This window comes from Pseudomonas sp. SDO5532_S415 (assembly GCF_054071155.1).
On record NZ_JBSVWS010000045.1, the window covers coordinates 13,261 to 33,435 of the forward strand.

Annotated in this window: 17 protein-coding genes and 1 pseudogene; 13 read left to right on the forward strand and 5 right to left on the reverse strand. The window is 61.1% G+C overall.

The features are described from left to right. The first annotated feature begins 80 nt into the window (after positions 1–80). The 3 genes and pseudogenes from ACW9HW_RS13225 to ACW9HW_RS13235 form a co-directional block, all read left to right on the forward strand. Entirely contained in the window at positions 81–341 is a 261-nt protein-coding gene (locus ACW9HW_RS13225) for a transmembrane sensor/regulator PpyR (protein ID WP_457400212.1), read from the forward strand. Positions 342–608: 267 nt separating this feature from the next. Continuing rightward, positions 609–2,060, forward strand: coding sequence for an ATP-binding protein (locus ACW9HW_RS13230; RefSeq protein WP_457400214.1), 1,452 nt, complete (start codon positions 609–611; stop codon positions 2,058–2,060). A gap of 63 nt (positions 2,061–2,123) precedes the next feature. Continuing rightward, a pseudogene (locus ACW9HW_RS13235) lies at positions 2,124–2,801 on the forward strand (AraC family transcriptional regulator); the annotation flags it as partial. A gap of 179 nt (positions 2,802–2,980) precedes the next feature. Here the strand turns inward: ACW9HW_RS13235 and ACW9HW_RS13240 are convergent. Next, a complete protein-coding gene (locus ACW9HW_RS13240) occupies positions 2,981–4,414 on the reverse strand; it encodes a mechanosensitive ion channel family protein (RefSeq protein ID WP_457400215.1) in 1,434 nt (477 codons plus the stop codon). A 350-nt stretch (positions 4,415–4,764) separates the two neighbouring features. Between ACW9HW_RS13240 and ACW9HW_RS13245 the strand changes: the two genes are divergently transcribed. From ACW9HW_RS13245 to ACW9HW_RS13255, 3 genes are all read left to right on the forward strand, one after another. Continuing rightward, positions 4,765–5,298 (forward strand): ferritin-like domain-containing protein, encoded by a 534-nt coding sequence (locus ACW9HW_RS13245; protein WP_457400217.1) that lies wholly within the window; start codon positions 4,765–4,767, stop codon positions 5,296–5,298. A 113-nt stretch (positions 5,299–5,411) separates the two neighbouring features. Then, positions 5,412–5,786 carry a response regulator transcription factor gene (locus tag ACW9HW_RS13250; protein ID WP_457400219.1) on the forward strand — a complete coding sequence of 125 codons (375 nt, stop codon included), beginning with the start codon at positions 5,412–5,414 and terminating at the stop codon, positions 5,784–5,786. A gap of 190 nt (positions 5,787–5,976) precedes the next feature. Next, positions 5,977–7,419 carry a catalase gene (locus ACW9HW_RS13255; RefSeq protein WP_457400221.1) on the forward strand — a complete coding sequence of 481 codons (1,443 nt, stop codon included), beginning with the start codon at positions 5,977–5,979 and terminating at the stop codon, positions 7,417–7,419. 149 nt (positions 7,420–7,568) lie between these two features. On the opposite strand, the gene ACW9HW_RS13260 is transcribed toward ACW9HW_RS13255, so the two are convergent. Beyond that, positions 7,569–9,797 (reverse strand): TonB-dependent hemoglobin/transferrin/lactoferrin family receptor, encoded by a 2,229-nt coding sequence (locus tag ACW9HW_RS13260; protein WP_457400223.1) that lies wholly within the window; start codon positions 9,795–9,797, stop codon positions 7,569–7,571. Between the two features lie 242 nt (positions 9,798–10,039). Here ACW9HW_RS13260 and ACW9HW_RS13265 point away from each other — a divergent pair, with 242 nt between their 5' ends. The 6 genes from ACW9HW_RS13265 to ACW9HW_RS13290 are packed head-to-tail and all read left to right on the forward strand — an operon-like array spanning position 10,040 to position 15,549. After that, entirely contained in the window at positions 10,040–10,816 is a 777-nt protein-coding gene (locus tag ACW9HW_RS13265) for a TonB family protein (protein ID WP_457400224.1), read from the forward strand. Positions 10,817–10,832: 16 nt separating this feature from the next. Beyond that, positions 10,833–11,903: a hemin-degrading factor gene (locus ACW9HW_RS13270; protein WP_457400225.1), complete on the forward strand. Its 1,071-nt coding sequence runs from the start codon at positions 10,833–10,835 to the stop codon at positions 11,901–11,903. A gap of 12 nt (positions 11,904–11,915) precedes the next feature. After that, positions 11,916–12,806 carry a heme/hemin ABC transporter substrate-binding protein gene (locus ACW9HW_RS13275; RefSeq protein WP_095192644.1) on the forward strand — a complete coding sequence of 297 codons (891 nt, stop codon included), beginning with the start codon at positions 11,916–11,918 and terminating at the stop codon, positions 12,804–12,806. A gap of 50 nt (positions 12,807–12,856) precedes the next feature. Continuing rightward, entirely contained in the window at positions 12,857–13,840 is a 984-nt protein-coding gene (locus ACW9HW_RS13280) for a FecCD family ABC transporter permease (RefSeq protein ID WP_170948628.1), read from the forward strand. Then, positions 13,840–14,607 carry a heme ABC transporter ATP-binding protein gene (locus ACW9HW_RS13285; protein WP_207266156.1) on the forward strand — a complete coding sequence of 256 codons (768 nt, stop codon included), beginning with the start codon at positions 13,840–13,842 and terminating at the stop codon, positions 14,605–14,607. Before ACW9HW_RS13280 ends, ACW9HW_RS13285 begins: the two co-directional genes overlap by 1 nt. 57 nt (positions 14,608–14,664) lie before the next feature. Next, complete coding sequence (locus ACW9HW_RS13290) at positions 14,665–15,549, forward strand: ChaN family lipoprotein (RefSeq protein WP_457400227.1); 885 nt, start codon at positions 14,665–14,667, stop codon at positions 15,547–15,549. A 35-nt stretch (positions 15,550–15,584) separates the two neighbouring features. Here ACW9HW_RS13290 and ACW9HW_RS13295 read toward each other — a convergent pair whose 3' ends face one another. From ACW9HW_RS13295 to ACW9HW_RS13305, 3 genes are read right to left on the reverse strand one after another with little or no spacing between them, the layout of a single operon-like run. Continuing rightward, positions 15,585–16,106 (reverse strand): DUF3304 domain-containing protein, encoded by a 522-nt coding sequence (locus ACW9HW_RS13295; RefSeq protein ID WP_457400229.1) that lies wholly within the window; start codon positions 16,104–16,106, stop codon positions 15,585–15,587. A 37-nt stretch (positions 16,107–16,143) separates the two neighbouring features. Continuing rightward, positions 16,144–18,456 (reverse strand): T6SS phospholipase effector Tle1-like catalytic domain-containing protein, encoded by a 2,313-nt coding sequence (locus tag ACW9HW_RS13300; RefSeq protein ID WP_457400230.1) that lies wholly within the window; start codon positions 18,454–18,456, stop codon positions 16,144–16,146. Then, positions 18,444–18,974 (reverse strand): DUF3304 domain-containing protein, encoded by a 531-nt coding sequence (locus tag ACW9HW_RS13305; protein ID WP_457400232.1) that lies wholly within the window; start codon positions 18,972–18,974, stop codon positions 18,444–18,446. Before ACW9HW_RS13305 ends, ACW9HW_RS13300 begins: the two co-directional genes overlap by 13 nt. A 737-nt stretch (positions 18,975–19,711) precedes the next feature. Between ACW9HW_RS13305 and ACW9HW_RS13310 the strand changes: the two genes are divergently transcribed. Continuing rightward, a complete protein-coding gene (locus ACW9HW_RS13310) occupies positions 19,712–20,059 on the forward strand; it encodes a DUF6124 family protein (RefSeq protein WP_457400233.1) in 348 nt (115 codons plus the stop codon). Positions 20,060–20,175 lie beyond the last annotated feature (116 nt).

Consider the following 20,175-nt stretch of genomic DNA (forward strand, 5'->3'; position numbering starts at 1 on the left):
GTTGTCGGGCCATTGGTCCGGCAACCCCCTATCGCAGCGACCCGTCAGGACGCTTCAAGACGCTAACGCAGGTAATCGATATGTATGATTTTTTCGAGCATCCATTTCGGGTATTGAAGTTGTCCCACGCCCTGCTGATCGGCGGGCTGGTCGCCTTGGTTGTCGGCGCCGTCCTGGCCTATGGCCTGGATCAGTACCTGTCGTTGCCCAGCGTGGTGGTGGCGCACGCCATGACGATTCTCGGCCCGACCGCCATCAAACTCGGCTATGTGATGCGCTTGCTGACGCTCAATCGTCTGCGGCGCCACCCGGCCATTGCCCTGCCTGGCCTTGCCAGGTGATGTGACGTCAACACCCGTATCCCGACCAGCCCACTCCTTGCTGGACCGGGACATTTCCCAAACGCCCGCCACTCGTTTTTTTGGCGGGCGTTTTTTCTCACGTCCGATCAACCACAAACCCCGGTCATCCATTGGCTCTGCAAAAGGAATGAACAGCCAATTTCAGTCGTTCTGTAGCACAACAAAAACAAACGCCCTCACAAAGAGTTTGCCCGGCATCACCCGTGCCGAGCGAGTTGCCGTTCGATAGCGAATCCGGAAAAACAAATGTCTATCATCAAACGTTGCAAGAAACTTTTTATTTCAGACGCAATGGCCTGGCTGGCCGCCATTGCCGTCGGCAGCATGATCTTTATCACCAACTCGTTGCTCAACATGGACGTCGCACCGACGCTGCTCTACATCACCCTGGTGTTCATGTCGGCGAACATCTTTTCCGTTCCCATGTTCATCACCGTCGCGGTCAGTTGCATAGGCTTCCTGACCGTCAGTTTCATTGTCGACGAAGGCTATCGTGACCAGAAGCTGATCGCTGGATTCGTGCGCTGCCTGATCGCGCTGACCACCATCACCCTGCTGGCGCTGAGGAGCAAACGGGTGAGCGACAGCCTGCTTCGCAAAGAGGCGTTTTTTCTGGGGGCACAAAAACTCAGCCATACCGGCAGCATCGGTCTCATCGTCGATGATCACAGTGTGTCGTGGTCGGAAGAGTCCGCGCGCATCTTCGAATATCCGCTGGACGTCACACCGACCCTGGCCCTGATCAGGGCGCGCACCCATCCCGATGACTGGCCGATTGTCGAAAGTGTTTTCGAAAAGGCCGCCCTTCGGGAAAACCTCATCGAAGTGGAACATCGGCTGGTGATGCCGGACGGACGAATCAAGCATGTACAGATGATCGCCAATCCGTTGTGCAACCCGCACGGGCGCATTGAGTATGTCGGCGCCTTGATGGACGTGACCGCCTCCAGGCAGTCGGAAGAAGCGTTGTTTCACTCTCAGGCAAAACTGGCGCACGTCACGCGGGTGACCTCCATGGGCGAACTGGCCGCGTCCATTGCCCATGAAATCAATCAACCGCTGGCGGCGGTGATCACCAGCGGTGAATCCTGCAAGCGCTGGATCAATCGTGCGGAACCGAACCTCGAAGAAGCACGTCGCTCACTGGACCGGATCATCCAGAACTCTTGCCGGGCCTCGGAAGTCATCGCCTGCATCAGGGCGCTATCGCGCCAGAGCGATGTGCAGCGCAAGACCGAAGTGTTCGATGACATCGTCAGTGACTCATTGACCCTCATGCAGCATGACACCTCCAACCACCAGGTGCGCCCGCACTTGCACTTGGGCGCTTCGGGGGCTCTGGTCAGAGGCGACCGGGTTCAGCTGCAACAAGTGATCATCAACCTGATCATCAATGCCTGCCAGGCCATGGCCAATGTGCATGACCGGCCGCGAACGCTGCGGATTCTCACCTCGGTGCAGGACAACGAGGCCGTGCTCGAAGTCGCCGATGCCGGCACCGGTATTGCCGAAGACATCCTGGCGTCGCTGTTCGATCCGTTCTTCACCACCAAGCACAATGGCCTGGGCATGGGACTCTCGATCTGCCGTTCGATCATTGAATTCCATGGCGGTCGCATCTGGGTCAGCAGCACGGTGGGGGTCGGCACGCAGTTCCTGTTCGCAATTCCGTTGACCACCCTGGCACACGATGAATAACCCTCACTCCCCCCTGACGACGCCATGCGGCGACCTGGAGACCCAGCAGTGTCCATCAATGAAATGAGCAACAGCCTTGAACCCACCAGCATTGAGCAGGCGGCCCCGCGCACCGTCGTGTTCGTGGCCTACCCGCAAATGGGCCTGCTGGACCTGACCGGGGCGCAGACTGTCTTCTATGCCGCAAACCGGGGCCTGGTCGAACACGGTTTGCCAGGTTATGCCCTGCACACGGCCAGCATCGAAGGCGGACCGGTCCCGACTGCCGAGGGCCTGGTGGTGCAGACCCGGTGTCTGAGCGAATTTGCCGATAGTCCGATCGATTCAGTGATTGTCCCCGGTTCCCCGCAGATTCTTCAGGCCATGGCCGACAACCTGGCACTGGTGGACTGGCTTAGCGTTGCCCCCGCCACGGCCGGACGTATGGCGTCGGTGTGCAGCGGCACCTTCTTGCTGGCCCAGGCCGGTTTGCTCGATGGCTTGCGCGTGGCGACCCACTGGGTGATGGCCGATGTGTTCGAGCAATTGTTCCCGCAGATCGAACTCGACCGCGAGGCGATTTTCGTGCAGCAGCAGTCGGTATGGACCTCGGCGGGTATCAGTGCCGGGATCGATCTGGCGTTGGCGCTGGTCGAGGCCGATTGCGGTCGTGACATGGCGATGCAGGTCGCCCGGCGAATGGTGGTGTATTACCGGCGCCCGGACAATCAGGATCAATGGAGCCCGCTGTTGCAATCGCAGTACCCGGCGGGTGCCTGACCGAAAACGATGATGACCTGTGGCGATGGAGCTTACCTGTGGGAGCGAGCCTGCTCGCGAAAGCGTCATCCGCCACACCACACAAAACCGAGGTGACTTCTTCGCGAGCAGGCTCGCTCCCACAGACAGGCACACTTCCCACAGGGGTCCGGTGAAAGGCATCACCTACGCTGCAACAACCACTGCAACAAACCGCTTTTCTTGATTTCGACAGGCTTTTGCATGACCACGGTCTCGCGGATTTCCTGGCGCTGGTCCTGCAGGTTGCTCAAGGCGGCTTTCAGTTCGCCGAGGTGTTCCAGCTGGTTGTCGAACATGGCTTTTTCGATGCGGAACAGCCGGCCGCTGGTGATGCTGCGGAACTCACCCCGGGACGGTTTATCGGCCAGTATCCCCTCCTCGCCCAAGACTTCACCCGGCCCCATGCGCCCGGCTTCGATGAGTTTTTCGCCGTCGTGAATCGACACCGACACCACCCCGGTGCTGATGATCATCAGGCAATCGGCAACCTCGCCGAATGCCAGGATCACCTGGTCGGCCTGATAGTCCACCGGGGTCATTTCGTCAGCCAGGCTGTCGCGTTCATCGTTGCTCAGCGAGCGGAAGATCCGGACGTCTTCCAGCAGCCGGCGTGGACGATTCCAATGCTGTTCCTCCTGGCCATAACCCCAATTGACACCCGCGGCTTCGAGGTGTCGATGGGCGAGGTCGAACATCAGGTTGCACACTTCGTTCTTGTTCTTGGCCGACGCGATAAAGCCCTTGAGTTCGTACTCGGTGTATTCCAGGTGGGAGCTTTTGACCGAAACCTTGGCCGAGCGCGACGGCAACAGCGCCCGGGTCCCGCGCAAGGTTTTTTCCAAGGCATCGATGGCCCGGCGCGGACGCACGCTGCTGGGCACGGCAATGGTCACACTGATGCCGTTGACATCGCCGGGACGACTGAAATTGATGATCCGCGCTTTCGCCGCCACCGAGTTGGGTACCACCGCGATGCCGCCCATGTCGGTCAGCAGGTGGGTCGTGCGCCAATCGATCTCGACCACCTTGCCCGAGGTGCCATCAATGGATATCCGGTCATCGAGTTGGTAGGGCTTGGTGGTGTTGAGCACGATCCCGGAAAACACATCGCTCAAGGTGCTTTGCAGGGCCAGGCCGACAACAATCGCCATCGCCCCGGACGTCGCCAGCAAGCCCTTGACCGGCAACTGCAGGACATACGCCGCGGCGCCGACTATGGCGATCAGGAAAATCACCGCCCCCATCAGGTCGTAGAGCAGGCGCGCGCTGTGTCCGGCACGGGACGTCAGGCCATAGCCGAGGATGATGGCCACGGTTCTGGCCGCGAACATCCACCAGCCGATGCCCAGCACCGTGCCCATCAGGTTGAGGATCGGGTCATCCGGCCACAGGGGCGGTTGCAGCGGGCTGATGCCGGCGGCGGTCATGACCCAGCTGAATGCCACAAAAATGCCAATGCGCACGCTCAGGCGCAGGTTGTGCCGCGAGGCACCGATCAACTGCCAGGACGCCAGGTCGATGAAGATCAGAATGACACCGCAGATCAACGGATGAGCCTGCAGGAACGTGAACATGAATGATTTCTCCACAACCTTTGATGCAGATGCCCTTTGTACAAACAGAAATCCGCGTGCGATCGCCGTCAGTAAACAGAGTAGCGTTGATGGGAGAAAAGCCGCGCCAGGACCGATGCAACGGCTGGCGATCCTGCGTATCGAACCGCCCCCGCACTGTAAGTCGCCCATTGGCGGCGGGCACTCCTACCTCAGTGCTAACCGCTCATACCCGGGTATGACGGGCCTGTCCCCATGTGCTAGGCCGGCGTCTCGAGGTAGGAGTGTTATCGGGCACGCCTCCCTTTACGCTGGTCACATTGAATGAATCAATGCATCGCGCCGATGCGCTGGCCTGGGGGACGGTTGTCATGAACGCATTACAAACGCTGTACATCGTCAGTCATCCACTGCGCATCAGTCGTTATGGCGCGCACACGTCCTTGTCCACTGCCGAGCGCGTGGAGATCATCGATGCATTGACCGATACACTGGGCACCGCGTTGTCCCTCCATTCGCAGCTCAAGCGAGGTGAATCGAAGCTGCGCAACGTCAGTTTCCTGCCGGTGCAACAGCTGTTTCAACGCCTGGTGCGCACCAATGCCGACTACGCCGATTTTCTCGTCATGAGCATCACCGACCTGGGTGGCTACGCCGAAGCCGCGGCGCTCTATCACTTCAATGAGATCCGCGAACCGCAGTGCTTTGCCGATTGCCTGACGGGTATTGATCACGGGACACGTCGACTGCGGGCCGCCGACGCCTTGCTGCGTGATTACCGCGAAAGCGCCCTCGCCAACAAGGACTACGCCAGCAAACGTTTGTTTGAAGAATGCGTGCGACACAACGCGCATTTCCTCACGCTGCTCGAGGACAACCTGGCCGATGAGCAGCCGTGGTATTAACGCGAAAAACGACTAAACATACCCAAGTATACTATTCCGCTTTTTTGGAGCGCGTATCTTGCAAGTATGGCGGGCGCCACTTAGCGCCACTCGCAATGACGCAAGGTTTTTACATGCTTAACGCACCGATTATTTCAGTTGTTGATGATGACGAATTCATTCTTATCTCACTGGACAGCTTATTGCGTTCTTACGGTTACACAGTAAAAACCTACAACAGTGCCTATGCGTTCCTTCAATCCAGCGGTCCCGAGCAGACCGATTGCCTGATTTCGGATATCCAGATGCCCGGCATGTGCGGGGTCACAATGTACGAAGCACTGGCGGCAAGAAACACCCATATCCCCACGCTGTTCATCACTGGAAAGTCCGGGTTGCCGCCGAAATTCAGCGACAAGGTACGAAAACCTGAAGGCTATTTCGCCAAGCCCTTCAATACGAATGCACTGCTGGCCTGTATTGAAGCGATATTGAAACGCCGGAATTAATGCTGACCATTCAATCAATTATTCTTTAATACTTTGGTTTAGCCGCTTCAGACTCAGGCATGCACACATTTACCTTTCGCAGAGATGCGCCACGGCTATTGAATAAATAATATTGTTTATCAAGCACTGATTAGTTCAGGACTTTCACTTTTTCTGCGCAACTAAAAACCTCAACTAGAGAAACCGTGCCATGCCAAAAAACAAACTGACTTCGATCAATGGTGCACCGGTCGTCGACAACTTCAACATCCAGACGGCAGGCCCGCGCGGCCCCGCCCTGTTGCAGGATGTCTGGCTCCTGGAAAAACTCGCCCACTTCGACCGCGAAGTCATTCCCGAGCGACGCATGCACGCCAAAGGCTCCGGTGCCTACGGCACTTTCACCGTGACTCACGATGTGACGCGCTACACCAAGGCCCGCCTGTTCTCGCAAGTGGGCAAGCAAACGCCGATCTTCACCCGTTTTTCGACCGTGGCCGGCGAACGCGGCGCGGCCGATGCCGAGCGCGACATCCGTGGTTTTGCCCTGAAGTTCTATACCGAACAAGGCAACTGGGACCTGGTAGGCAACAACACCCCGGTGTTTTTTTTCCGCGATCCGCTGCGTTTCCCTGACCTCAACCACGCGGTCAAGCGCGATCCGCGCACCGGCATGCGCAGCGCGCAAAGCAACTGGGATTTCTGGACGTCATTGCCCGAAGCCCTGCATCAGGTGACCATCGTCATGAGCCAGCGCGGCATTCCGCGCAGCTACCGGCACATGCACGGCTTTGGCAGCCATACCTTCAGCCTGATCAATGCCAACAACGAACGGCACTGGGTCAAGTTCACCTTCAAGTCGCAACAGGGCATCGAGAACCTCAGCGACGAGCAGTCGCAGAGCCTGATTGGCCGCGACCGGGAAAGCCATCAGCGGGACCTGTTCGACAGCATTGAAGCGGGCAACTTCCCGCGCTGGACCTTCTACATCCAGGTCATGACCGAAGAGCAGGCCCACGACCATGACGTCAACCCGTTCGACCTGACCAAGGTCTGGCCGCATAAAGATTACCCGCTGATCGAAGTCGGTTACTTCGAACTCAACCGCAACCCGCAAAACGTATTCGCCGAAGTCGAGCAAGCGGCGTTTTCCCCGTCGAACGTGGTACCTGGTATCGGTTTTTCACCGGACCGCATGTTGCAGGCGCGCCTGTTTGCCTACGGCGATGCCGCGCGTTATCGCCTGGGGGTCAATCATCACCAGATTCCGGTCAACGCCGCGCGCTGCCCGGTGCACAGCTTCCACCGCGATGGCGCCATGCGTGTGGACGGTAACCATGGCGGTCAATTGGCGTATGTGCCCAACAGCGACGGCGCCTGGGCCGACCAGCCGGATTTCCGTGAACCGCCCCTGAAAATCTCGGGCGCTGCCGGGCATTGGGATCATCGCGTGGATGAAGACCACTTTGAACAGCCGGGCAACCTCTTCCGCCTGATGACGCAATCGCAGAAGCAGGCGCTGTTCGAAAACACGGCGCGCTCGCTCAGTGGCGTGACCCAGGAAGTGCAGCAACGACACATCGCGCATTGCACGATGGCCGATCCGTTCTATGGTGCGGGGGTTTCGAGGGCGTTGACGCAAATCAACGGGTAACACAGCGCCAATGTGGGAGCGAGCCTGCTCGCGAAGGCAGAGTGTCAGACAGCACAATAGTGACTGACATTGCGCTTTCGCGAGCAAGCCCGCTCCCACAGAGGTCAGTGCAGCTCTCCCCTGATGCAGGTGAGAGCTGCACTGACCGATCAGATTTCCCAGATCAGATTCACCGCGGTATAGCGCCCTGGCTGGGTCAGGCGGCCGAGGCCGGCGGCATCTTGATCGCGGCCCTGGACGTCGCCCCAGTTCCAGTATTTTTTATCGGTCAGGTTGAACAGCCCGGCATTGATCGAGACTTGCTCGGTCACCTGCCACCAGGCATTGAGGTCGACCACGCCGTAACCCGGGGTTTCGAACTGACGGTTGATCAGCAGGTCGGCATCGCCGGTGTGGTCGACGCGGTCCTTGGCCTGCACCACAGTCCAGGTCAACTGGCCGCCATACACGCCGCTCGGTGCATCGTAGCCCAGGCCCAGCACTGCCTTGAGCGGGTCGACCGTGTTCAGCGCCTGGCCGGTTTCTTCATCCTTGCCACGGGCATAGGCGATCGAACCCAGGGCACGGGTACCGGTTGGCATGAAGGCGTCGAGCTTGATGTCGCCCTTGGCTTCGGCGCCACGGATGGTGACCTTGCCGATGTTGCGTGGCTGGAAGGTCAGCAGACCGGTGCCGTTCGGGTCGGGCACGGTATCGGTGTCGATGAAGTCCTTGTACTTGTTGTAGAACAGCGCGATGCCGAAGCTGCCCAGGTCATAGCGACCGCGCAGGCCGACTTCGAAGCTGTTGCTGGTTTCAGGCTTGAGGTCAGGGTTGCCGATCTGCTGGTAGCCGAATTGCGGGTTGCTGAATTCGCCGAACATGTTGATCGCGCTTGGCGCGCGGAAACCGGCGGCGTATTGGCCGTACAGGCTTTCGTGCTCGGTCAGCTGATAGGTCACACCGAATTTCGGCGAGATGTGGTCGTCGGTGATGCGCGACGGATCGGTTTCCGCTGGCAGGCCGTTGAGGTACTCATCGGTGACATGCGGTGTCTGGCGGTAGTAGTCGTAGCGTACGCCGGGCAGCAGGGTCCAGCGGCCGATTTCGATGCTGTCCTGCACGAACAGGCCCAGGGAATCGCTGGTCGGGTCCGGGAAGTCGCTGACCGGGAAGTTCTCGGTGGCCGGCACGGTCGCGCCGGTGTCCAGGCGCACTTCACTGCCCTTGCGCAGGTTGCTGGCCTCAATGCGTTTGACCTCGGCACCGTAGATCAGGTGGTGTTGGGTATCGGCGATGGCGAATTCTTTATCGAGCTGCGTGTTCAGGCTCCACAGGCGCTCATCGTATTGCGAATCCCGGGTACGCACACGGTTGACACGCGAAGTGGTCTGGCGCTGCTGGAAAGTCTTCTGGTTGTTGTCGCTTTCCTGATAGTTCAGCTGCCATTGCAGCGTGTCGGCCATCAGGCTGTCCAGGCTCAGGGTGTGCGCCAGGCTGTAGCGGGTGCGGTCGATGCTGTCTTCGGACGAGGAGCCGAGAATCGCCGGGCTGGTCAGGGTGGCGCGGGTGACCACATCGCTCAGCAGGTTGCTGTTGGCATCGTCCTGGTAGCGCTCGAAGGTGAACTGCAGGCGGTCGCCATCGGCATAGTCCCAACCCAGTTTGGCCAGCAGGTTCTTGGTGGTGTAGTCGAGCGGATTGGCTTCCTCTCGGGAAGGACCGACGCCGCCTGTACCGCCGTACGTGTCGGTGGACTGGCCATCGCGACGCCCCAGGTGCAACAGGCCATCGACCGAGCCTTCGCGAGCGGCGAAGGTGGCGCTGCGCTGCCAGCTGTCATCGCTGCCGTCATAGCCAGTCTTGAAGCGGGCATAAGTGTCGTCGCCCTCCTCCAGGTAATCGCCGGCATCCTTGGTCAGATAGCTGACCGCACCGCCGATGGCGTCGCTGCCGTACAGCGAAGACGCCGGGCCGCGGATGATTTCCACCTGCTTGATGGTGTCGAGGTCGACGTAGTTGCTGCGCACGTCCTGGAACGGACTGAAAAAATTGCTTTGCGGCATACGCACGCCATCGACCTGAGTCAGTACACGGTTGCCGTTGATGCCGCGGATGGTCGCCCCCGTCGTGCCGAACCGGCTACCGGTGCCTTCCACCGAAACGCCCGGCTCATAGCGCACCAGGTCCTTGAGATCCTTGTCGTTGTGCTGGTCGATTTCCCGTTCGTTGTGAACCGACACAGTGCTCGGTACCTGCAGCAAGGTTTGCTCGGTACGGGTGGCGGTCACGCTGACGGTATCGAACTGGGTAACGGACTCTGCAGCCAGGGCCAACGATGGCGAAAGCAGCAGCAAGGACAGCCAGGGACGCTTGGCGAACGGCGGGCGGATCGACATCTCACTTACTCCTGATGATCAGACAGCCGTGATGCGTTGCAAGGCTTTGGCGCGGGCCTTTGCCAGTGGCTGAGGCTGTCCGGCATGTGTTTGATTTTGTTAGGTACGTAGCGTTTGAGACCTTTCTGGGAAGGTCTTGAACCAAACGCTTGCTTGGCAGCGGGGAGCGAAGATAAACGAGCTTGACACGTAAATGCAAATTATTATCATATGCATTCCTTATAAAAATAGAACGACCGTGCATGAAGCACTTTTGGGGATATCTGCTGCTGTCGATCGCGCTGCATGTGAGCGTGGGCTGGCTATTGCGCGAGCTTCGGGCCGAACCCGAACCGCTGGCCTGGCAGCCGCCGATGGCCATTCAATTGGTCAGTCTTGAACCGGTGGCCAAGCCCATTGCGGCCCCCGCTACCCCGCCTGAACCGGTGCGCCAGCCGGTGACGCTGCCCAAAGCTTATGTGCCCGCGAAAGTAGACCCCGCGCCCGTCAAACCCTTGCCGCTCAATACCTGGTCGGCAATCGCCAAAGCGTCACCGCCAGCGAAGCCACAGCCCCCGTCGACGCCAAAGCCGCCGCCCCCCCAACGCGTCGAACCACGTCCGGTTCAACCTGCCGGCGCGCCGTTTCCGACCGCGCAAGCCGCTACGCAACCAGCGCCTGCAGCCACACCTGCCAAAACCGCCGTCACCCTGCCGCCAGCCAGGATCACCCCGGCCCCCCCGCTCACGCCCGTGGTCAGCCTGCGGCCCAGTTTCGTCACCCCGCCGCCGGCACCGCGCTATCCGAACGTGGCCCGACGGCGCAACCAGCAAGGCATCGTGCGGGTCGAGGTGCACCTCGATGAACGCGGTCAGCAGCTCAAGCGAGTGCTGAGCCGCTCCTCGGGTGTGGACAGCCTCGACCAGGCCGCGCTGGAAGCGGTGAGCAACTGGCGTTTTCGCCCTGAAATTGTCGATGGCCGGGCCGTGCCCAGCCGCGTGGAAATACCAATAGAATTCGCCCTCACGGCGAACCGATGACCCTGAAGGAGTTCACATGACCGCTCAATCCAATGCCCTGTCCGCGACCCCGGCGCTGTACCAGAACTGGCAACAGCTGCGTGCCGAGCAATCGGGTCTGCGCGCCCGCGATGCCGCCGCCAAACTGGGTGTCAGCGAGGCCGAGCTGACCGCCAGCCGCCTGGGCACCGACGCCGTGCGCCTGCGTCCGGAGTGGGCGGCACTGCTGCCGGCACTCGGCGAGCTGGGCTACATCATGGCGCTGACCCGCAACGAGCACTGCGTGCACGAGCGCAAGGGTGTGTACGCCGAAGTGACAGTGATGGGCAGCGGTCAGATGGGCATGGTGTTGTCGCCGGACATCGATCTGCGCCTGTTCCTCAGCGGCTGGGCCAGTGTGTTCGCCATCGACGAAGCCACCGCCCGTGGACCGCAGCGCAGCATCCAGGTGTTCGACCGCCAGGGCGTGGCCGTGCACAAGGTGTTCCTCACCGCCACCAGTGAAGAAGCCGCCTGGGCGCCACTGGTCGAGCGTTTCCGTGCCGAGGAACAAAACGCCGAACTGAACCTGCAACCGCTGCCAGCAGCCAAGGCCCCGCGCGCCGATGCCGAAGTGGACGTCGAAGCCCTGCGCAGCGAGTGGTCGCAGCTCAAGGACACCCACGACTTTTTCGCCCTGCTCAAGCGCAACGACGTGGCCCGCACCCAGGCCCTTCGCCTGGCCGGTCACGAGTGGGCCGAACCTTTGGCCACTGTCGAGCTGACCAACGTCATCGAAGCCGCAGGCAAAGGCGAAGTGCCGATCATGGTGTTCGTCGGCAACAAGCACTGCATCCAGATTCATTCCGGCCCGGTGAGCAACCTGCGCTGGATGGACAGCTGGTTCAACGTGCTCGACCCGGCATTCAACCTGCACCTCAAGACCACCGGCGTCACCGAACTATGGCGTGTGCGTAAGCCGAGCGTCGATGGCATCATCACCAGCTTCGAAGGTTTCGATGCCGACGGTGAACTGGTCATCCAGCTGTTCGGCGTGCGCAAGCCAGGCATCCCGGAGCGTGACGACTGGCGTGCCCTGGCCGAAACCGCCACCGTCCTGATCGACTAAGGAAGTCTTGCGATGCGAATCAAATCACTGCTGGCCTGTGCCGGCGTGCTCCTGAGCCAGATGGCGGTGGCCGATGCGCTGCCCCAGCGCTGGGTCAGTGCCGGTGGCGCGTTCAGCGAATGGGTGGTCGCCCTCGGAGGCGAGAGCAAACTGGTGGGTGTCGACAGCACCAGCCAGTACCCGCGCTCACTGCACAGCCTGCCGGGCATCGGCTACCAGCGAGCGCTGGCGGCCGAAGGCATTCTGGCACTGAAGCCGGACATTCTGGTGGGCAGCGCCGAAATGGGTCCGCCGCCGGTATTGGCGCAACTCAAGGCCGCCGGCGTGCGCATCGAGTTGCTGTCGGCCAAGGCCGATGTCCTTTCGTTGCAACACAACCTGACCGAACTCGGGCAACTGCTCGGCAAGCCGACCGAAGCACAGTCGCTGATGGCCGGTTATCAGCAGCGCCTGGAGCGTCAGGCCGCCTGGGTCAAACACGTGCAGCAGCAAAACCCCGCCCCTCGGGTATTGATGCTGCTCAGTCATTCCGGTGGCAACCTGCAGGCAGCCGGCAAGGACACGCTGGCGGCCTGGATGATCACTCAGGCTGGCGGGCAAAACCTCACCGAGCACAACGGCTACAAACCGGTGTCCAACGAGGCGATGCTGGCCCTGGACCCACAGGTGATCATTTTCGCCGGTGGCCGTCTTGAAGGGGACGCCGCGCGCGCTGCTCTGCTCGAACAGAATCCGATCCTCGCGCAGACTCGTGCCGGTCGCGAAGGACGAGTGCAGGTGATCGACCCGACGCTGCTGGTCGGCGGTCTTGGTCCACGGGTGCCGGATGCGTTGGCCACACTGTCGAAAGCGTTTTACCCATCGGCGCCGATCGCTGGGCAATCTGCCGAGATCCGCCAATGACGGCTATCGTTCGGCCACGGCCGATGCTGGTCACGTTGGGTCTGTTGTTGGTGCTGGTGTTCTGGCTGTCCCTGGCCCTCGGGCCGGTCAGCCTGCCGCTGGGCGATACCTTGCTCGCCGGGCTGCGTCTGCTCGGGCTGCCGGTTGACGGTGGCGACACACAGCAGGCGGAGTTGATCCTCGGCCAGATCCGCATGCCGCGCAGTCTGCTCGGCATTGCGGTCGGTTCGGTGCTCGCCCTGTCCGGCGTAGCCATGCAGGGATTGTTTCGCAACCCTCTGGCGGATCCGGGGCTGGTCGGGGTGTCCGGTGGCGCGGCGCTGGGGGCTGCCATCGCCATTGTCGGCGGCAGCCTGGTCGGCGGCTTGTCGCCGGCCATCGAACCCTATCTGCTGTCGGTTTGCGCTTTTGCCGGTGGCCTGATCGTCACGGCGGTGGTGTATCGCTTCGGCCGCAGCAATGGCCAGACCAACGTCGCCACTATGCTTTTGGCAGGCGTGGCGATGACGGCCATGGCCGGTGCCGGCGTCGGTCTGTTCACCTACCTGGCCGATGACGCCACCTTGCGCACCCTGACCTTCTGGAACCTGGGCAGCCTCAACGGCGCCAGCTACCCGCGCCTGTGGCCGTTGTTGATTGTGGCAATCGGCGTGGCACTGTGGTTGCCGCGTCGCGCGGCGGCGCTCAATGCGATGCTGCTGGGTGAATCCGAAGCGCGGCACCTGGGGTTCAATGTCGAGCGGATCAAGCTGGAACTGGTGTTGTGCACGGCGCTGGGTGTGGGTGCCGCCGTGGCGGCAGCGGGCCTGATCGGGTTTATCGGTCTGGTGGTGCCACACCTGATGCGGCTGCTGGTCGGTCCGGATCATCGGGTGTTGTTGCCGGCCTCCTTGCTCGCCGGTGCCAGCCTGTTGTTGCTGGCTGATCTGGTCGCCCGCCTGCTGTTGGCGCCGGCCGAATTGCCGATCGGTATCGTCACCGCGCTCATCGGTGCACCCTTCTTCCTTTATCTGCTGGTACGGGGGCGCTCCTGATGCTGCGCGCTGACAACTTGCTGGTCCGGCGCGGCAGTCGCACCGTGCTGGCGGACATCGATATCGAGTTGCGACCGGGGGAAGTCCTCGGCGTGCTGGGCCCCAATGGCGCGGGTAAAAGTACCCTGCTCGCCGCCTTGTGCGATGAGCTGCCGGCCAGCGAAGGCACGGTCAGCCTCGACGAGCGCAAGCTCGCCGATTGGCCCGGCCAGGAGCGGGCCAAACGCCTGGCAGTATTGCCCCAGAGTTCGAGCCTGAACTTCGCCTTTTCGGTCAATGACGTGGTGGGCATGGGCCGCTTGCCCCATGCCAGCGGTCGTGTGCGCGATGCCGAAATCGTTGCCCAGGCGCTGGGTGCCGCCGACGCCTTGCACCTGGCCGGGCGCAGTTATCTGGCCTTGTCCGGTGGCGAACGCCAACGCGTACACCTGGCGCGGGTACTCGCTCAGCTGTGGCCGGGCGCCGAGGGGCAGACCCTGCTGCTCGACGAACCGACCTCGATGCTCGATCCATTGCACCAGCACACCATTCTGCAAGCGGTTCGCGATTTCGCCGGGCGCGGTGCGGCAGTGCTGGTGATCCTGCACGACCTCAACCTTGCCGCGCGTTATTGCGATCACCTGCTGCTGTTACAGGACGGTCGCCCCCACGCCTACGGCACGCCGGACGAGGTCCTGACCGCCGAAGCGCTGGAAGCGGTGTACGGGTTGCAGGTGCTGATTCACCAGCACCCGGAACGCGGCCACCCGTTGATTATCGCGCGCTGATACCCGCCCCCTCCCGCCGTGGCGAGCGAGGGGGCCAACGTCTAACAAGGAAAACCGATGCGCATTCTGCTGTTATGCCTGTTCAGCCTGCTGGTGGCCTGCCAAACCCATCACGTCACGCCACCTCCGGCACCAATCGCCCCGCAAGGTCGGGATCATGCCGATCTCGGCGTTATCCGCGAACTCGCCACCGGACGCACCCTGACGCCGCAAGAATTGGTCGAGCGCCTGGCCGTCGCGCCACGGGTACTGGTCGGTGAACAACACGACAACCCCGATCACCATGCCCTGCAATTGTGGCTGCTGCGCGCACTGGCGCAGCAACGACCGCAAGGCAGCCTGCTGATGGAAATGCTCAACCCCGACCAGCAGGCCAGAGTCGATGCGGCGCAGGCCGCCACCCGAGCCGGTCAACCGCCGGCCGATCCTTACCAGGCGCTGTCCTGGCAAGCCAATTGGGATTGGAGCGTCTACGGCGCACTGGTCACCTATGCGCTGCGCCAACCCTACCCGCTGCTGTCGGCCAACCTGGACCGGGCGCAGATCAAGCAGATCTACAAACAGCGCCCGACCCTCAGTGGCGAGGCGTCCACCACCCGGCAAGTGCAGGCGACCCTGCTCGAGGACATTCGCGAGTCCCACTGCGGCTTGCTGCCTGAGGCGCAAATGCCGGCGATGCTGGCCGTGCAGCAGCAGCGCGACCGACGCATGGCCGAGCGCCTATTGGCGGCACCGACCCCAGCGGTGTTGTTGGCCGGGGCGTTCCATGTGCGCAAGGATCTGGGGGTGCCGTTGCATCTGAAAGATCTTGGTGCAGACCAGGGTAATGCGGTGCTTGTGTTGGCCGAGGTGGGCAAGACGGTGACGGCCCAAAGCGCGGATTATGTGTGGTATACCGCAAAGCAGCCGGAGCAGGATCACTGCGCGAAATTGCGGCGTTAAACGATCTATGGATCGTCCTCCCCTATCCACACTTATTACTTAGGACATGACTGAGGCTCCGGCAGGTGCAGAGGGGTTTTGATCGGGTATTCGGGGCTGCCGTAGGCATGGCAGGAGGTGGTGACCTGAAGCTCATCGCAAGGCAGGAAGTGCACGGTGAGGCCGCAGACTTTTTGGCCGGTGTAGTCCGGGATGGGGACAGTTTTGGTGTGCTTGCGTTTTTGCGCGCTAATTTTGTCAAGCCAAGCATCGTACTTAGCCACATTAGCAAGACCAGGATTGTCATAGGAGTAAGCAACACCAGTTTCCCAATCAACACGCACCGTCATCCCCGGCTGCCAACGCGACGGCGCGATGTAACAACACCCTCCTCCCCCGCCCTGATACGGCCCGATAATGTCGATCCCCGAGCGACCCTCAACGCTGAAACGGTTGATGGCCCAATGGGTGTGGTTGATGGCTTCAAGCGTGCTGGCCTGAGCGATTTCTGCGAACGCGATACCGGTCAGGCAACAGAGGCCACAGACCAGCGCGCGCCACGACCCGAGCGGGCGCATGGGTTCTGTTTCTTTTTCCGCGTGTCGAACAACCGGCTCAGACCTGTGCATCGCCCACCTCACCGACCTGGTTGTCATAAGCGTCCCACAGTGCATCGATGGCGCGTTGCGCCTCTGCCATGCGCTGGGCATCCATGACTGCGGGGCGTGCAACGGCCGGTGCGGCTGGCAAGGGCGTGCCTCGCGCCAACAGCTCGGCCTGTGCCTCGGGATTGAGTGCCAGCTCCCGGCGGCTGGCCTCGCCGAAAAACACCATCCTTTCACGGAAATAGCTGCCCATCAGCTCGCGTCCGAGCGAGTAAAGGAACCAGGCCCGGGAGTCGTGGACCTGATCGTCGAACAGCGCGCGCAACAGCCCCGTTGGCTGGTGGGCGTTGCGGCTTTCGTCGACATTGCCCCGGTGTTTTTCGTCCCAGTGATTGCGCTGGCGATCCGGGGGCGGGAACAACTGGCTGACCCTGGCCCGGCCTGCTGCTTTCATCTGCCGGCACTCGACACGGGCATCGGCGGTGATGATGCGCAGGACGACCACGGGCGGGGCGTTGGCCGGTAGCACTTGGCTCAGACTGGAGGCCAGATGTTCGGGATCCCGGTAGGCCGCGGCGAACTCTTCGGCCGCTTCGCGCAGTTGGGTTTGCGCCATGTCCGCGTCGAAATCCTTGACCCCGGGTTCCAGAGGCGTTTTCGCTGTACGGCTGCCCCCTTCACGGGCCAGTTGCTCGCGACGACGTTTTTCGACTGCCACCTGTTTTTTGTCGCGTTCTTCCTTGGCTGCTTTGCGCACGGCCGGATCGGTCTGGGTATCGCTGGCCTGCCGATAAAACGCCGTTTGCTTCAGGCTGGCAAAGGCGTAACGATCGATGCGCCAGGCGGTGAGCCAGCCCAACTGATCGCGCACGGCCTGCTCCAGGGAGGTGGTGGATGGCAGGGGTTGGTAGCGTTCGGTCTGATCGGTGGGCAGCGGTTGTTGTACAGGTGGTAACCCGAGAGTTATCTGGCGCCAGGCGTTGAAGCGATCAACTAGCTCTGAAGAAACATCAAATTCCCTTTGCAACTCCGCTTCCATTGCTCGCCAGAGTTCGTGTCGCATCCCTATTGGTAAGGATAGTGGCGGCACTTTCAATGGGGCACCATGTGTATAGGCGTCGGTATAGAGATCGTGCAAGGCAATCTGCGAGAGCAACAGGCCACCTCCCAATCGAGAGTCCGGGCTATAAGCCTTACCTTGATCCCCCGGCGGATACCCCCCACCCTGATCCGAATGCACCCCCGGATAGATCACCTCTTCGCTATTGACCGGGTACCCACCCCCTTCCCGCCGGATCGATTCCAGCGGAAAACACAATCGCTGCTCATGACTGGCCACCAGGTGCAAACAGCGCTTGACCAGCCCGCCACCGGGCAATTCCTGATTGCCATCGGCCCAGCTCATATGACCATCCGCCCCGGGTAGCAGATCGGCGATGCCCACCGAGGCCACGGTGTCCAGCAGTCCCAGGTACTCCACGCTCAGGGGCAGCTCCAGATCATCCAGTTTCAGGAACGGCCGGTACCGCAACACCTCGTTCAACCAGCTGACAAAGGCCCGGGCCGCGGCCGCGCCACGGGAAAAACCATAGACATACAGCTTGATGCCCAGAAGCTTGGGTTGGCCGGGTTGCGGCTGGCTCAAGGCGATACGCAAGGGCTTTTCAATGACCTTGAGCTGCTTGCGAAACTCGACGCTACGGTTCGACCGCCCTGTGATCCATTCCATCCCCGGCACCGTGCCCATGCCCTTGACCGCCGCCAGCAAGGTCGCATTGTCCAGCCGGGGCTGGCCCAGCGTGCGGCGCAGGGCGTCGATGATCATCAGCAGGCTCCAGCTGATGCGTTCCTCGCCATAGCGGGCGAAGGCCAACCCCGGCGTGCCGTAGTCCAGATCGCCCACTTCGGCGAAGGGTGTCCCCACACCCGGCATGTAGTACTTGAAGTACTGGCCATCACCCGTGCCTGCTTTATCGGTCAGCCACTGCGCCCTGGCGTTGTGCGCGGTGCCGCCGGCATGGCCGTCACCGATCGTCGCGCGAAACAACCGGGCGATGTTAGTCGGGTGTGGCGTATCGGAGTCGTACAGGTCGTTGTTCAGGTTATTGCCGGTGCCGTCGAAGAACAGGCTGACGTGCAAGGTCTTGCAGCACGGCGGCATGACCCGGTAACCGGCGGCCAGGCACAGGGCGTCGTGGTAATCGCGCTCTTGATCGCACTGACGCAGAATGTTCTGTTGCACCTGCCCGACCCGGGCGGGCAAACGCCCCTGCACAGGAAACGGCGGTGGATAGCAAACGCTGGCATGTTTCACTTCGGACATAACTGAGGCTCCGGCAGGTGCAGAGGGGTTTTGATCGGGTATTCGGGGCTGCCGTAGGCGTAGCAGGAAGTGGTGACCTGAAGCTCATCGCAAGGCAGGAAGTGCACGGTGAGGCCACAGACTTTTTGGCCGGTGTAGTCGGGGACTGGGACGATTTTGGTGTGCTTGCGCTTTTGTGCCTCGACTTTTTCAACCCAAGCCAAATATTTTTCTCGGTCTTCATACCCCGGAAAATCAAAGGAATAAGCCACACCTGTTTCCCAATCAACACGCACCGTCATCCCCGGCTGCCAGCGCGACGGCGCGATGTAACAACACCCTCCTCCCCCGCCCTGATACGGCCCGATAATGTCGATCCCCGACCGACCATCAACGCTGAAACGGTTGATGGCCCAGTGGGTGTGATTGATGGCTTCAAGCGTGCTGGCCTGGGCACTTTGCGCGAGTAAAGTTCCTACCAGGGCGCCGAGCATGGCGATGCGGTAATGACCATTCGAGAGTTTGGGCATGAGGTTCATTTCCTGGCTTCGCTGGAATGGAGTGCGCAGGCGCTGTGCAACCTGTCGAAAGGTCTCTGAAGGTGAGCGATAACGCAGGGATCGTGCTTCACGATTGCGAACCCACAGCCTTTGGCGGCAGTGGTCAAGGAGACGGGCAGTAGATTGTTCAAGTTCAGACTTCCCTGGCCTGGAGGGGCGTGCAGGGCGGCATCATTTCCACCCCCGTTCCAACGCTCGATAGCTTTCAAGAAGCTGAGGTGCGCTGAAATAGGATGCTTCCGGCATGCACGTAGGACGCGTCGCGGATCCTGGTGTGCTGGATCTGTAGGAATTTTTGCGGCGGCGTTGGTGCGGGCGAGTAGAGAGTTGTTTGATCTCTATATAAAGCTTTTGGGCGTGCAAATTTTTGCGTGTTTAAAAGCCTGCCAGGTTACTTCATGAAAGCCACACGACCTTGCGTCGTTGCCTACGGTTACGCCAGAATCCGCCGGCTTGTGCGCCTTGGGGCCGCTCGGTAACTTGATTCGCGTCACTGGTTGTCAGTGATCGGGTTTAGTCGCCCGTCTTATCCTCCTGAAACGGTTGCACAAGTGTCCTTCAGTCTGGCATTCGCCTGTACTTATGGTAGCTGTGCGCATGGCGCCTTCGGGCGCGCCGGATTTAGGTGGGTGTCCGGTCGACTAACTTGCGCACAGCTGCCTCCCTTCCGTTTAGTCGCGCGACGGGTTGCCGAATTACTTTGAGGTATACCCCCTATGTTCAAACCGACACCAAACCCGCCGGAAACTGATCCGGAAAGCCCCTTAGAATCCCTCGATTCAACTAAACCCCAAGAATTCTCCGAACGCATCCCCTCCGCCGCCGACATTCAGGCTACCCCGCGCAAACTGTGCACCCTGTTCATCGTCAACCCTGACCTCGATACCGAAACTCTGCTGGCCCATGCCTGCGAGTCGTTGGCCTCGGCCAATGTCATGACCCTGGATCTGGCGGATCGCACACAGGGGACAAGCCGCAATACGCTGCTTGGCATTGCTCAGGTCATCATGCTGGGGGAGCTGGCGGTGAATCGGGCACTGGATCGGATTGATCCACCTGAGTAACGATCAATCCATGGATTTTTGGCAGGGCAACAATCGCTTTCGCGAGCAGGCTCGCTCCCACAGAAGATCGCATATCCCTTGTGGGAGCGAGCCTGCTCGCGAAGGCGGCATCACTG